This window comes from Cupriavidus basilensis (genome assembly GCF_000832305.1).
GTDB lineage: Bacteria > Pseudomonadota > Gammaproteobacteria > Burkholderiales > Burkholderiaceae > Cupriavidus > Cupriavidus basilensis_F.
In genome coordinates this window covers 1,637,762-1,652,001 of the sequence record NZ_CP010536.1, presented here as the reverse complement: position 1 = coordinate 1,652,001, position 14,240 = coordinate 1,637,762, and the positions used below count along the sequence as shown (strand labels likewise).

General features: G+C 63.8%; 13 protein-coding genes. 8 read left to right on the top strand and 5 right to left on the bottom strand.

Features of this window, described 5'->3' with window-relative positions:
• The first annotated feature begins 18 nt into the window (after positions 1–18).
• Genes RR42_RS07705 through RR42_RS07695 form a run of 3 tightly spaced genes read left to right on the top strand, consistent with a single transcriptional unit; the run spans position 19 to position 2,277 of the window.
• Entirely contained in the window at positions 19–1,038 is a 1,020-nt protein-coding gene (locus RR42_RS07705) for an alcohol dehydrogenase catalytic domain-containing protein (protein WP_043345364.1), read from the top strand.
• Positions 1,039–1,048: 10 nt separating this feature from the next.
• A complete protein-coding gene (locus tag RR42_RS07700; protein WP_043345361.1) occupies positions 1,049–1,345 on the top strand; it encodes a YciI family protein in 297 nt (98 codons plus the stop codon).
• A gap of 20 nt (positions 1,346–1,365) precedes the next feature.
• Positions 1,366–2,277: a LysR family transcriptional regulator gene (locus RR42_RS07695; RefSeq protein WP_043345359.1), complete on the top strand. Its 912-nt coding sequence runs from the start codon at positions 1,366–1,368 to the stop codon at positions 2,275–2,277.
• A 128-nt stretch (positions 2,278–2,405) separates the two neighbouring features.
• Here the strand turns inward: RR42_RS07695 and RR42_RS07690 are convergent, their stop codons facing one another.
• A complete protein-coding gene (locus tag RR42_RS07690) occupies positions 2,406–3,314 on the bottom strand; it encodes a LysR family transcriptional regulator (RefSeq protein ID WP_043351598.1) in 909 nt (302 codons plus the stop codon).
• A 140-nt stretch (positions 3,315–3,454) separates the two neighbouring features.
• Between RR42_RS07690 and RR42_RS07685 the strand changes: the two genes are divergently transcribed.
• The gene (locus RR42_RS07685) at positions 3,455–4,645 is read left to right on the top strand and encodes a M20 aminoacylase family protein (RefSeq protein WP_043345357.1); all 1,191 of its coding nucleotides are present in this window, start codon (positions 3,455–3,457) and stop codon (positions 4,643–4,645) included.
• Positions 4,646–4,677: 32 nt separating this feature from the next.
• Positions 4,678–5,685, top strand: coding sequence for a Bug family tripartite tricarboxylate transporter substrate binding protein (locus RR42_RS07680; RefSeq protein WP_043345354.1), 1,008 nt, complete (start codon positions 4,678–4,680; stop codon positions 5,683–5,685).
• A gap of 384 nt (positions 5,686–6,069) precedes the next feature.
• Here RR42_RS07680 and RR42_RS07675 read toward each other — a convergent pair whose 3' ends face one another.
• Positions 6,070–7,584 (bottom strand): sulfatase, encoded by a 1,515-nt coding sequence (locus tag RR42_RS07675; RefSeq protein ID WP_158408265.1) that lies wholly within the window; start codon positions 7,582–7,584, stop codon positions 6,070–6,072.
• 774 nt (positions 7,585–8,358) lie between these two features.
• Between RR42_RS07675 and RR42_RS40940 the strand changes: the two genes are divergently transcribed.
• From RR42_RS40940 to serB, 3 genes are all read left to right on the top strand, one after another.
• Positions 8,359–8,616, top strand: coding sequence for a hypothetical protein (locus RR42_RS40940; protein ID WP_236701991.1), 258 nt, complete (start codon positions 8,359–8,361; stop codon positions 8,614–8,616).
• Between the two features lie 971 nt (positions 8,617–9,587).
• The gene (locus tag RR42_RS07665) at positions 9,588–9,884 is read left to right on the top strand and encodes a hypothetical protein (RefSeq protein ID WP_043345351.1); all 297 of its coding nucleotides are present in this window, start codon (positions 9,588–9,590) and stop codon (positions 9,882–9,884) included.
• Positions 9,885–10,110: 226 nt separating this feature from the next.
• Positions 10,111–10,965 carry a phosphoserine phosphatase SerB gene (serB, locus tag RR42_RS07660; RefSeq protein WP_043351594.1) on the top strand — a complete coding sequence of 285 codons (855 nt, stop codon included), beginning with the start codon at positions 10,111–10,113 and terminating at the stop codon, positions 10,963–10,965.
• Positions 10,966–11,018: 53 nt separating this feature from the next.
• On the opposite strand, the gene RR42_RS07655 is transcribed toward serB, so the two are convergent.
• From RR42_RS07655 to bktB, 3 genes are all read right to left on the bottom strand, one after another.
• Positions 11,019–12,245, bottom strand: a complete 1,227-nt coding sequence (locus RR42_RS07655) for a cystathionine beta-lyase (RefSeq protein WP_052494510.1) — start codon at positions 12,243–12,245, stop codon at positions 11,019–11,021.
• A gap of 107 nt (positions 12,246–12,352) precedes the next feature.
• Positions 12,353–13,000 carry a hypothetical protein gene (locus tag RR42_RS07650; protein WP_043345349.1) on the bottom strand — a complete coding sequence of 216 codons (648 nt, stop codon included), beginning with the start codon at positions 12,998–13,000 and terminating at the stop codon, positions 12,353–12,355.
• Between the two features lie 49 nt (positions 13,001–13,049).
• Positions 13,050–14,234 carry a beta-ketothiolase BktB gene (bktB, locus tag RR42_RS07645; RefSeq protein WP_043345346.1) on the bottom strand — a complete coding sequence of 395 codons (1,185 nt, stop codon included), beginning with the start codon at positions 14,232–14,234 and terminating at the stop codon, positions 13,050–13,052.
• Positions 14,235–14,240 lie beyond the last annotated feature (6 nt).

The window sequence follows — 14,240 nt, the reverse complement described above, 5'->3', positions numbered from 1 at the left end:
CCACAGTTCGGAGTTCAAATGAAAGCGGTACAAATCCAGAAGCACGGCCCGGCAGAATCTCTTGCCATCGTCGATGTCGACATGCCGGCCCCGGGGCCAGACGACCTCATCATTCGGGTCCATGCGGTTGGCGTCAATCGCCTCGATCTTCTCCTGCGTGAAGGCAGCGTATTCCAGGTACCCTTGCCGCGCATTCCCGGCACGGACTTCGCCGGAGACATCGTGGACGTTGGCGTCAACGTCGATAGCAGCCGCATCGGCGAGCGCGTGTTCGCGGCCCCTATCCTGTCATGCGGCCAGTGCGGCCACTGTCTGCGTGGCGAAGACAACCTCTGCAGCAGGTTTGGTACGGTCGGCTCGACCATTGACGGCGGATACGCGCAGTTTGTCCGCGTCCCTGCCCGCAATGCCATGGCATTGCCTGAGCAGATCGACTACGTCCGCGGCGCGAGCTTTGCCCTCACCTACGCTACGGCCGCGTCAATGCTGCGTCGTGGCCGGCTGGCACCAGGCGAATGGGTGATGATCCTGGGCGCCAACGGTGGCCTTGGGTACGCCGCAGTAGAGCTGGCCAGTGCCATGGGCGCTCGGGTGATTGCGATCGGCCGCACAGCCGATACCGACGAGGCGTTGCGCCGCGCTGGTGCTGCCGCAGTGGTGCTGGCAGGACCGAACATGGCAGAGCAGGTGCGCGAGCTGACGGGCGACCGTGGCGTGGATCTCGTATTCGAGCACGTGGGTGCGGTCACTTTCGAGCAATCGGTAGCGTCACTTGCCATGGACGGTCGACTGGTACTCGGCGGAGTGACGACCGGCACAGAGGCGCCGATGGATCTGAAGGCACTGTTTACTCGCCGCCTGGAGATCCTGGGTTGCCGGGGCAGCGGTCGCAGGGACCTTGAGCATGTCCGAGATCTCCTGATGCGGGACCTTGTCAGACCCCAAGTCCAACAGGTGATGCCCCTCGAGCAGGCGGCACAGGCGCATCGGCATCTCGAATCCGGCGTGAGTCTCGGCAAGATCATCCTGACTGTTTGAGGAAGGCATCATGTTCATTGTACTTTTGCACTACGTTCAACCCCTGTCGGCAATCGACCCGCTCATGCAGCAACATCGCGACTTTCTCGACCGGAACTATCGCACCGGTCATTTTGTGGTGTCGGGCCCCCAGATACCGCGCATCGGAGGTGTTATTCTGGCGCGAAATCTGGATCGCCCGCAGCTGGACGCGGTGCTGGCAGAGGACCCTTTCTACCGCGAACGGCTGGCGCGATATGAAGTCATCGAGTTCAATCCCAGCAAATTTGCTGACGGTGCCGAGCACCTGTTCGCGCCGGCCAACTAACAGCCAACGGAAACACAAGCATGGACATGCTGGCAGCGATGCGCATCTTCCAGAAGGTGGCCTCGACGCTGAGCTTCACCGACGCCAGCGAGCTCCTGGGCATCGCTGCTTCCAGCGTGTCCCGGCAGGTCGATGCGCTCGAGGCCCAACTGGGCGTCAAGCTCCTGACCCGCACGACCCGCCGGTTGACGTTGACGGAGCCCGGCCATACCTACAAGGAACAGTTGGACACCCTGCTGGCTGAACTGGATGCCGTCAACGAGAGCATTGCGTCGTTCGCCGATGCACCTCGCGGGCGGCTTAAGGTCAGTTCGCCCCGCGTCTTTGGCAAGCGCTTGCTGACGCCACTGATTCCGTCGTTTCTCGAGGCATTCCCAAAGGTCACGCTGGAGTTGTCGCTTACCGATGACTATGTCGACCTGGTCGAGACCGACACTGACCTGGCCATCAGAATAGGAGCGCTTGGCGACTCCAGTCTTGTCAGCAGACCGCTTGGGCGCTATCGGCGGCTGCTCGTGTGTCACCCTGACTTTCTGCGGGGGCGAACGGCACCGCAATTGCCTGCAGACCTGCTCAATCACAATTGCTTGCGCTACCGTCGCTCCGGAGAGCGGGTTGCCTGGACCTTTGCGAAGCCCGACGGCGAAGGATGTATCGAAGTGGCGCCACAAGGCGATCTGGTGGCCAACGACGTGGAGGTATTGCTGGAGAGCGCCCTGGCCGGATTGGGCATCGCTCTGCTGCCATACTGGCTGGTTCGCGACGCGCTGGCTGCCGGGCGGCTGGTTCGGTTGCTACCGGACTTCCCATCGATGAGCACATTGCAGGACGCCGGGATTCACTTCGTCTACGCAATCAATCGACGGCAGTCACGCAAGGTGCATGCTTTCATCGAATACGTGATGCGTCATACGGCGACATTGCTTATCTGAACGTTGAAAAGCCTGTTCCCGTTGTGCACCTATGGCGCCGACCTCCGTGTGCGCCGCTGCGTGACATATCCGAGCTAGCGTCTCGCCAGACCGAGTGCTCTCGACGCAAACGCCCCGAACCGCTGACGTCAGAGCTTCGGAAACGCCTTGACCACGTGCCGCAACAGACTGCTGGCGACCGGGGAGAGCGGCCGTCCGGCTCGCGTGACGATGTGGATCCGGCTGTTGTTCAGGATTGGATTGGCAAGCGGCAGCGATACCAGATCGGCAAACTGTGCGCCCTTGAGCGGAATCGAGCGCGGCGTCATGATGTAGCCGAGCCCCATCGCCGCAAATTCCCACAGCACCTTGAACGAGTTGGTGACGAGCATCGGCTTCAGGGTGATGTGCTCGTCCAGCTCCGCTGCCTGCACGTGCTTGCGCACGCCGAACGACTCGACCAGCGCCGCGCCCTGGTGCGGCGCCAGTTCCGCCAAGGTCAGCGCGCTGCGGTGGCGCGCCAGGGGGTGGCCCTTGCTCACGTGAACACGGATCGGGGACAGCCGCGAATAGTGCGAGCGCAGGCGCGCGTCGTTGGGCGGCTGGAACACCAGGCCAATGTGTGCCATGTCCTCCACGATGCAGCGGACCGTTTCCTCGGTCCCGGCCACCCGGACGTTGTAGGTCACGTCGGGATGCCCGATCAGGAAGTCGCGCAGCACCGGCTCGAGCACCATGTCGATGAAGCCCTCGCCAAAGATCAGCTCGATGTGCCCGCGCTGGGCGTTCTTCAGGCTGTTGACCTCGGCGAGGAATGTGTCGTGCAGGTCCTGCTGGCGGCGGGCGAACAGGGCGAGCATGTGCCCGGCGTCGGTGACGACGACGCCCCGCCCACGCCGCTCCAGCAGCGTCAGGCCCGTGTCCTGCTCCAGCTTGGCCACGGCGCGGCTCACCATCGACGGGTCCACCGAGAGCACATCCGCCGCGCCGCGCACCGACCCCGTCTCGATGATCTGGAGCAGGCAAAGCGCCCGCTTCCGATCCAGCACGTCTCCCATCCGTTCTTCCATGGCACCGACATCTCAAATGTTGTGGCTCGAATGTTGTCATTTATACAACAATTCGCCCCTTCGGCTGTCATGGATGCGACGGACACATCTGCAGATAATGGCGTGAATCACCTTGATCGACGACCACCATGACCGAATCCGCCCCCGCCCACTTGAGACGATCCATCGAGGCCATCGAGGCCATCGCGCCAGAGTTCGTCGCGATTCGCCGCCAGATCCACGCGCATCCCGAGCTGGCGTTCGAAGAGCGACGCACCGGCGACCTCGTCGCGGAACTGTTGACAGCCTGGGGCTACGAGGTCCATCGCGGCCTGGGTACGACCGGCGTGGTCGGCAGGCTAAGGAAGGGCCTGGGAACGCGGACGTTGGGCATCCGCGCCGATATGGATGCGCTGCCTATCCAGGAGAAGACGGGGCTGGACTACGCCAGCACCCTGCCCGGAAAAATGCACGCCTGCGGGCACGACGGCCACACGGCCATCCTCCTGTGCGCCGCGCGGTATCTGGCCGAGTCCGTCGACTTCAACGGGACGCTGAACCTGATCTTCCAGCCCGCCGAGGAAAACGAAGGCGGCGCGCTGCGCATGCTGGAGGACGGTCTGTTCGAGCGCTTCCCCTGCGATGAGATCTACGCCCTGCACAATGCCCCCGGCCTGCCGGTTGGCCAGATCGGCCTCATCGCCGGTCCGGCCATGGCCTCGTTCGACCGTGCCACGGTGACGCTGACCGGCCGCTCGGCCCATGGCGCCATGCCACACCATGGCATCGACGTGATGCAGGGCGCGGCCAGCATGGTGCTCGGACTGCAGTCCATCGTCAGCCGCGAGATCGACGCGCTGAAGTCGGCGGTGATCACCGTGGGCTCCATCCAGGCGGGCGCAACCTACAACGTGGTGCCTGAGAGCGCGACGATCAAGATCGGGGTAAGAGCGCTCGACCCCAAGGTGCGCACCTACATCGAAACGCGCCTGCGGGACTTCGTCGCGGCTCAGGCCCAGAGCTTCCAGCTTCAGGCCGAGGTCGTCTACGAGCGCAAGTATCCGGTGCTGGTCAATCACGACCGCCAGACGGAGCGCGCGCGGGAAGTGGCGGTCCGGCTGCTGGGTGAGGACAACGTCGTGTCCCGCGGACCCGTGATGGGCAGCGAGGACTTCGCCTGCATGCTGGAGCATCGCCCCGGCGCCTACATCCGGCTCGGCAACGGCCTCGGCCAGGATGGCGGCTGCATGGTCCACAACCCCTTGTACGACTTCAACGACAGGGCCCTGCCGGTGGGCGCAGCGTTCTGGGCCAGCCTGACGCAAAGCTACCTCGCCTGACAAATTCAATAATTCAATAACGGGAGACAACCATGACCACACAGACGCGCCGCCGCTTTCTCCAATACGCCGGCCTGACCGCAGGCTCGACGGTACTCGCCGGCCTGCCCGCCTTTGCGGAGCAGACCTTCCCGAGCCGGCCGCTGTCGCTGGTGGTTCCCTACCCCGCCGGCGGCGCCAGCGATACGTCCGCGCGCATCTTCGGGGAATCCATCGGCAAGAGCGTGAAGCAACAAGTAGTCGTCGAAAACTACGGAGGCGGCACCGGGCTGATCGGTGCCAACAAGGTGCTGGCCGCGCCGGCTGACGGGTACACCTTCTTCCACGGCTCGATCAACGAAGTGTTCCTCTCCCCGCTGCTGAACCCGGCGGCCCGCTACAAGCCTCAGGACTTCATGCTTGCCGCCCCGATCAGCGACGCCAGCATCGTGCTCCTCATCCGCAGCGGCATCCCGGCCGACTCGCTGGACAAGTTCCTGGACGTGGCAAGACAGAACAAGAGCAAGCCGCTGACCTACGCGACCGTCGGCATCGACTCGATCTATCACCTGATGGGCGACGCACTCGGTGCCCGCATCGGCGCGCCCTTCCTGCACGTGCCCTACAAGGGCGCGGCCCCCGCGCTGCAGGGCCTTGCCGGCGGGGAGGTGGATTTTGCCATCCTGCCCTACCAATCGAGCTTCGACAGCATGCAGGAACAGGGCCGGCTCAAGGTGCTGACAAGCTTTTCCAGGTCGCTGCCCGCGCCGCTCAAGCATATTCCGCTGATCTCGCAAAGCCGGCAGGTCCCCGACTTCGAATACGCGATCAGCGGGGGCTACTTCGTCAAGCAGGGCACACCCGCCGACCGGATCGCAGTACTGCGCAAGGCGATCGGCGAAGCGCTGGCGAAGCCGGAGATCCGGTCCAAGCTGGAAGCCGAGGGCCGCGCGGTCGCGCAGCCCATCGACAATCAGGCGCAGGCGAACCAGCTCTTCGACCAGTACATGGGTCGCGTTTCGCAGCTTATCCGCGGCGTGGGGCGCAAGACTGCCGCCTAAGGCAATGTGGATCAAGTCCTCCGATTCGTGAGATGAAGTGTTATTTGAAGAGTCACAAGTGCAGAAGGAGATGTCATTGAATGTACCGTGGCCTGAACGGCCGAGATAGTTTGCGGATTCAACCGGTCGAGCAGTCGCTCCTTCAGCCATCACCGCCACTCGACCGGAGCTACGCCAAACGGTGCAGTGCGTCCTCCTCGGCCAGGTCGATGGAATGAACCCGGCCCCCCTCCGGACGAATGCACCCACCATCTCCGCGCCGATTCCGCTTCCTCCATCAGCGATGGCGACGGTCCTTCCTTTAAGGCTCGGGTAAATCGCGTGAGACTTCAAGACTTCCGTTGGTTGACAGTCACCGCCGATAGAAAGTGAGAGCGTGCTGCGTCAGTACACCCATGTGGTTTCCTTTTTGCACGAGGGCAACTGCTTGGCGAAGCGGCGCGGCCATAACGGCGGCGGCAATGTTGCGCGCCAAGCGGTGATCTTTGAGACGAGATGCTGGGCGATCTCGGGGTGGTCTTTTGAAATGTCCTTCAGTTCGGCTGAATCAGCCTCCAGGTCATAGAGTTCGACCTGGTTGCGCTCTATCGATTGCCATAGCTTCCATTTGCCCTCGCGTGCAGCAAACACTGGGTCCTGCCCCCAAATAAGCACACGCGGTTGCTCGGATGTCCTTCCCTGCGCAGCAGCGATCAAATTCAGCCCCTCCAATGGCTCCGACGACGACAGGTCGATGCCGGCGGCCGTTAATACTGTAGGGACCACATCAAGACTGGAAACCGGCGTGTCGACCGCCCCCACTGCCGGCATGCCATGCGGCCAGGAGATCAGGAACGGCACGCGAATGCCACCGTCGACGTAAGTGAACTTCCCCGCGCCTAGCGGATGGGAGCAGTCGCAAGCACCCAGTTGCAACGGACAACCATTGTCGGAGACGAAGATGACAAGGGTGTCGTCACGCGTGCCCGTTCTCTCAAGTGCGTCCAGGACTCGCCCGACACCATCGTCCAACGCAGAGATCATGGCGATTTGGGTGCGCCGGATCGGGTCCTCGATTCCGGCAAAGCGATCGTAGTAGCTCTGCGGAACCTGAAACGGCCAGTGCGGTGCGTTGTAGGCCAGATAGAGAAAAAACGGTGCATTGCCGCTGGCGTTGCGATCAATGTAGTCGACAGCTCTATCGGTCAGGTCCTCCGTGAGGTAGCGGCGTTGGTTGCCCACCGGCGTGGCATCGGGGCCCATTACGATAGCCGCGGCAGAATTTCGCTTGAACGCCTTATCGCGCCTGGATGGCGTTGTAACGATTCCGGGGGTGCCGGGATCCGCGTACTGAGCCTCGCCGCCAAGGAAGCCATAGAACTCGTCGAAGCCGCGCCTCGTCGGATAGAACTGCGGCGCAAAGCCGAGATGCCATTTCCCGATTGCCGCCGTACGGTAGCCGTGGCCTTTTAGGCGATCGGCGATGGTCGTTTCCGTTAGCGGCAATCCTTGTTCGGGATTGGCATCGCCGTCGTCGATGTTGTAGTGGAATCCAATGCGCTGCGGCATGTGCCCCGTTAGCAGGGCCGCGCGCGACATCGCACAGACGGAAGCCGCCACATAACCGTTGGAAAAGGCCGCGCCACGGCGGGAAATCCGGTCAATGTTCGGCGTATGCACAGCGTTGCGCCCATAGGCGGACACATCAGGCCATGCCAGATCATCTGCCACGATGATCAGGACATTGGGGCGCTTTGCAGGAAACTGGCTGGCTGCTGACGGCTCCGAGCGCGTCTGCCCATGTACAGGAACGGCGTTGAGCAACGCCCCAAGTAGCATCAGCAGCGCAAAGGCGCCATAGATGCCGAGACGGCTTGCTCCCGATTGGTAGCGACAACGGACTGGCTTGTGCAGGCTCATGGAGGATCTCCGCATTTGCGAACTTGTATGAGTAAAGATGCGCGCGATAAGGAGCCTTCTGCACCGTCGCGCCGCCGTCGACGTAGTCAATTTGGACCGGCGTATAGCCAATGCGCATCGCATTCACGTGCAGGGTCTCTCCCGGCCTGAGCGGAATGACTTCGCCGCCATAGACGTTCCAGTTTGGCGGCACCGACCGCTCGTCGCCGACTTTGGCGAAGCCCTTGCCTCGGCTTCGCGGGCGCGCGCGTCGGGATCCGCGCACGGGACATTGAACGGTAACGCCGGTGGCCGAGGCGGTACGGGATTCGCAAGCACACAGAAATTGTTAGGAATCAGGAGATCCCATGGATTTGCTGCCGTCATTAAGCCTGCCTCACAAGCACGAGATCACCATGCGCCGCCATCGTGTGGCAGATAGGGGGCAACCAGGAAGGCTCACGTACTCACCGTAGTTTGCCCGCGTGGGTTTCCGTCCGCCATTAAATTATCCAATCGGATAATTTATCAACCAATTTGATCCCATGTCAAGTGCGAATCTCCTCTCCCGGCTTCAGTACAAACCATGATCCTGTCGGCGACGGGGATTCACTTTCGCTGCGACTTCGCACACTCGGAGAAAGAGTACATACCGCCCGAGCCGGGTTCGGAAGGGTTTTCACTGGATGCGGTCAAGGAATACATCCACACCTACGTCCGGTACTGTGCGCGCCACCCTGAACACGCGCGCCTGATGATGCAGGAAGCCAACCGTGACTCGGCGCGCCTCAGTGGATGGCGCAGAAGTTCATTCGTCCGCGGCATGACCAAACAGTCATGCCGATCAGGCATGTAACCACGTTGACGGCAGGACTGAAAGAAATCGATCCCGTGATGTTGCTGTACATGATCACCGCCATCGCCCAGGTTCCGCATTTGCTTACCTCGGAAATGCGGTACGCGCATGGAATCAATGCAATGCGCAAAAAGGCAAAATTTCTGACAGGCCCACGGCCATTGCCGGCCCTCGCCAGGCTGCACTCCCGCGCGTAATCGGATGCTATGAACCGCCCCGGATTTTGAGGAGCCCCCCTTGAGAGAATGGAACTCCTCAAAACCCGGGGCGGTTCAGCGGGCGAGAAGCAGTAAGCAGGGCCCTACCCTGAATCGCTACAGCGCAACAATTCTAGTGGCGGCGAATGCCACTACCCAATGCGTGAGAATCGCCGCCACCAACGCCACAACTAGCAGGCCGGTTCTCTCAACGCGCGTGCTCAGCATAAACCCCAACACGCCAAACAGAACCGGTGGAACGGGTATCAACAGAATCAAGCCAAACAGCATCCGTGCATCAGCAGGGCACACGTCTATTCCAACGCATGTTCCAGGCCGTGGCGTGCATAGCCGCAGGAACGCGTCACAGAGGTACGCATCAATGACGGAAGATCCGACGACACTAGCCAAGCCGACGCCGGCGAATGCGGCCGTCACGACGAAGCGCCACCTGCTCACTTGATTCCCCAAAAGAGTATCTCCGTCGATCGACCGAGGTCCGACCATCCATGATGCGTGCCCGGAAGGAACGCATCCAAATGTCGACGGGCTGTTTGCCTTCCTGCATACGCTTTCCCCCAGGATGGGTCATGTGCGCAAATGCGCCTACCCCATTTGGACGTACTGCATTACTGAGATCAATGAGACTGGTCCGAATCTGTGCTGAGAAATTTCTTCGTCTGTGCTGCACGTTTCCTACATGGGATCTGAGAGCAGTTACCGACCGCCCCGACACAAAGCGCCACTCGACAATCGCGCGCTATACTCTCTCGTCGCTGCAACCACAGCGACCGGGATTGGAAGCCCGAACGAAGGCGGACCGCGCCACCGCCTGGCGTTTTCATTGACAGGAGACCGCGCCATGCGCCTCTTTGCATTCGACCATTCCGGCTTCCCACCCGCATGCTCAGCGTTACCCCTTTCCATCACCGTCCTCCGCAAAGCGCGAGCAAAGCACAAGGAGGCGCCCAATGAATAACCCCCGCCAGCACACCCGCCACGGCCTCACCGCCGAATACCGCAATGCGGACATCCACCTGAGCTCGCGGGTACTCTGCGAAACCCCGCTGAGCCTGGCCGTCGAGAAATCGGCCCAGCTCTGTGCCCTACTCTTCCTGGCCAGTGACAATGCGGAATCCGGCGTCTTTGGCGACCTGAACCCGGAGATCCAGAACCGGGTGCTGTCGCTGGCCGCCGGGCTGGCGCACGAGACGCTGGTGCTGAGCGAGCTGGCCACGCAGTGCGAGGCTAACGCGCAAGTGGCGTAGTGCGATGTAGTGCGATGAGGGCTGGCCTGCGGGCCGGCCCCACACCTCGACGAGCACGATAGAACACATCCGCCCGCACGGATTCCGCCTTGCAGCCGCTGGCGCTTTCGGGCGGCGGCTGCGCCGCATGGGCGCGGGCATATACAATAGCGGTCTTCGCCGCCGCCGCGGCTCGCATCCCGCATTTACCGCCATCGGCCGCCCGGCCAGGCCCTGCATTCGCGCCATGTCCCTGATTCTGCAAAGTCCCGCCCCGCTGTCCGCCAACGATATCGACGCCGTCCGCGCCATCGCCCAGGCTCCCACGCTTGCGCCGCGCGCCGAGACCGTGGCAGCCGCCGATGCCTGCGCCGCGCTGACGCCCGCCCTGCGTGAAGCGCTGGATGCCTACTGCGGCCCGCGCAGCATCGACTGGGCCATCGTGCCCGCCGGCCGCAAGCTCTCGGACTTCAAGCTGGTGGCGATGGATATGGACTCCACGCTGATCACCATCGAGTGCATCGACGAGATCGCAGACTTCTGCGGCCTCAAGGCGGAGGTCTCGGCGATTACCGAGGCCGCCATGCGTGGCGAGATCACTGATTTCAACGAGAGCCTGCGCCGCCGCGTGGCCCTGCTCAAGGGGCTGGACGCCAGTGTGCTGGACCGCGTGTATGAAGAGCGCCTGCGCCTGTCGCCCGGCGCGGAAACCATGCTGCGGACCGTGCAGGCCCTGGGCATGCGCACCCTGCTGGTTTCGGGCGGTTTCGTGCATTTCACCGATAAACTCAAGCCCCGCCTGAAGCTCGACGTGACCCGCGCCAATACGCTGGAGATCGTCGATGGCAAGCTCACGGGCCAGGTGCTGGGCGAGATCGTCAATGCCGACGTCAAGGCCCGCACGGTGCAGGAAGTGTGTGCGCAGATCGGCGCGGACCCGTCCCAGGCCATCGTCATGGGCGATGGCTCCAACGACCTGAAGATGATGGCCGTGGCCGGACTGTCGGTGGCCTTCCGGGCCAAGCCGGTGGTGCGTGCGCAGGCCAGCGTGGCGTTCAACCACGTTGGGCTGGATGGCTTGCTGCAACTGTTTGCGCACTGACGCCCGGCCGAAAAGAGCCGCCCCGGACACCGTCCGGGGCGGCTCTTTTCCTGTCATGCCACCAGCTGCGACTCCATCGCGCCACGCAGGTCGGCGATCAGGTCGCGGGTGTCTTCCAACCCGATATAGAGGCGCACCAGCTCGCCTGTGTTCTCCCAGCCAACGGGCGGCCAGCTGCCTTGGGGCCGCATGGTCTGGACGTGGTACGGCAACGCCAGGCTATGCGCGCCGCCCCAGGACCAGCCGATCGCGAACAGGCGCAGGGCCTCGACAAAGGCATCGACCTGGGCACGCGTGTAGCGTGCGTGCAGCACAATCGAGAACAGGCCGGTGGCGCCGCTGAAATCGCGCCGCCAGAAGTCGTGGCCGGGGCAGTCCGGCAGCGCCGGGTGCAAGACCTTGACCACTTCCGGGCGCTGGGTCAGCCACTCGGCCACTTCGCGCGCGGCGCGGTCGTGCGCCGCCAGCCTGACCGGCATGCTCGGCAGCGAGCGCAGCACCAGGTAGCAATCGTCTGCCGACACGCCCCAGCCCATCAGCATGCGGGCGCGCTTGATGCGGTCATGGAGTTTGTCGTCGGTGCTCAGCACGGCGCCCATCAGTACATCGCTGCCGCCCGACTGGTACTTGGTGAGCGCCTGCACCGAGATGTCGATGCCCTTGTCGAACGGCCGGAAATACACGCCGGCGGACCAGGTGTTATCGATGGCGGTGAGCACCCCGCGCGCCTTTGCCGCGGCCACGATGGCCTCGGTGTCGGGGATTTCCATCGTCACCGAGCCTGGCGACTCCATCCAGATCAAGCGGGTGTTGGAGCGGATCAGCCCGGCAATGCCTGCGCCGATCATGGGGTCGTAGTACCGGACGGAGACGCCGAAGTCCCGTGCCAGCCATTCGCCGTGCTCGCGGTTGGGGCCGTAGACGTTATCCGGGACGAGCACGTCGTCGCCCGACTTGACCAAGGCGAAGTAGACCTGCGAGATCGCAGCCAGCCCTGACGGCAGCAGCAGCGCATGGCGCGCGCCTTCGATCAGCGCGAGGTGCTGGCACAGCGCCTCGCTGGTGGGCGTAGCATGCAGGCCATAGCGCCAGTAGGTGGTGGCACCGTCGCCATGCGCGCGCAGCTCCGCCAGGTTGCGGAACACCACAGTGGAGCCACGATGGGTAGCTTGGGAAAACGAGGCGAAGCCCGGCGCGATATCCAGCTCTGGCTGGACGGCCACGGTCGCCAGATAGGCGGGTTGGGAAGCGGGCTGCTCGGGTGGCTGGCGGTCGGACACGGCGATTCCTTGTCTGGCGATAACTCAATGAACGTTTGAGCTTACCAGCATTCGGGTGCGCGTTGGCCTACCTGGCGGGCCTGCCCCTGTCCACCTCGGCTTGGGCGCTACCGGCCGGAGATCGAGGACTTCGGTGCGGGCGGGGCGTAGGTAATGCCGCTGTTGGGGGTCATGTCGAAGGGCGGGATCACCAGCACGCCCAGTGGCCGGATCATGAAGGGGAGCACGATGGCCGGATTGACCGGGTCGGTCCAGTTGCCGTGCACGATGCCGGCACCGTCGATGCTGCCTTCCCAGTTGCCCGTGACGTGCGTGCCGTCATTGGACTCCTCCATCAGGAAAGCGCCGTTCTCGAATTCGCCGGCCAGCAAGCGCACGCCGCCAGCATGGCCAACACTGTACTCACCGCGCACGCTGTCGCGCTCGTCGGGCTTGGGGCCCAGGCGCAGGCGCACCGGCTGGTCGCCGAGCGTGCCCACGTAGACCGGCAGCGAAGCGTACTCCGGCCGCGGCGCGAGCGCCTTGGGCACGGACCCGGTTGAAAGCTGCGCGCCGCGCCGCGACTCGCCCTCGCGGATGGCCTGGTTGATCCCGAAACCCTGTACCTGGCTGGCATCGCTGGCGGCATTGGCGGTGCCGGGCGTGCCCGTGGACAGCTCGGTACCGCCGGCGGCCAGTGCGGCGCCAGCCAGCGTTGCCGCGGCCAGCCCGGCTGCCAGGGACAGGGACAGGGAAACGGGAAGTGACAAGGACATGGATAAAGGCAGGGACAGAGTCGCTACGCGCCGCAAGGCAGCCTCAGGTTCAGAGTCGTTCGAAAATCGCCGCGATGCCCTGGCCACCGCCAATGCACATGGTCACCAGTGCATAGCGGCCTTGCACGCGTTGCAGCTCGTACAGGGCCTTGACGGTGATCAGCGCGCCGGTGGCGCCGATCGGGTGGCCCAGGGAGATGCCCGAGCCGTTCGGGTTGACCTTGGCCGGATCGAGACCGAGCGCCTTGGTGACCGCGCAGGCTTGCGCGGCAAAGGCTTCATTGGCTTCGATCACGTCGAGGTCTGCCACGGTCAGGCCAGCGCGTTCCAGCGCCTTCTTCGTGGCCGGCACGGGGCCGATGCCCATGGTCTTGGGATCGACGCCGGCATGCGCATAGGAGACCAGGCGCGCCATCGGCTTGAGGCCGCGCTTCTCAGCCTCGGCACGCTCCATCAGCACCACGGCGGCGGCGGCATCGTTCAAGCCCGAGGCGTTGCCCGCGGTGACCGTGCCGTTCTCCTTGACGAAGACCGGCTTGAGCTTGGTCATGTCTTCCATGACCGCGTCGTGGCGCACGTGCTCATCGGTGTCGAAGGTCACGTCGCCCTTGCGGCCCTTCAGCGTGACCGGCAGGATCTGGTCCTTGAAGTGGCCGGCGCGGATCGCCGCCGATGCGCGCCGGTGCGACTCCAGCGCGGCTTCGTCCTGCTGGACGCGGGAGATGTCGTACTCCTTGGCCACATTCTCGGCGGTGACGCCCATGTGGATGCCGTGGAACGGGTCGTGCAGCGCACCCAGCATCATGTCGAGCATCTTGGCGTCGCCCATGCGCGCGCCCCAGCGGGCCGACTGCGCCAGGTACGGTGCGCGGCTCATGCTCTCCGCGCCGCCGCCGATGGCCACATCGGCATCGCCCAGCAGGATGGTCTGCGCGGCGCTGACGATGGCCTGCAGGCCCGAGCCGCACAGGCGGTTGACGGTCAGGGCCGGCGCGTCGATGGTGACGCCGCCCTCCACTGCCGCCACCCGGCCAAGGTACATGTCCCGGGGCTCGGTCTGGATGACGTTGCCGAACACCACATGGCCGACGTCGTCGCCGCTGACCTGCGCGCGGGCGAGCGCTTCGCGCACCACCATGGCGCCCATCTGGGTCGGGGAAAGATCCTTCAGGCTGCCGCCAAAGGTACCGATCGCGGTCCGGACGCCGCTTACCACCACCACTTCACGTGTCATTTTGTG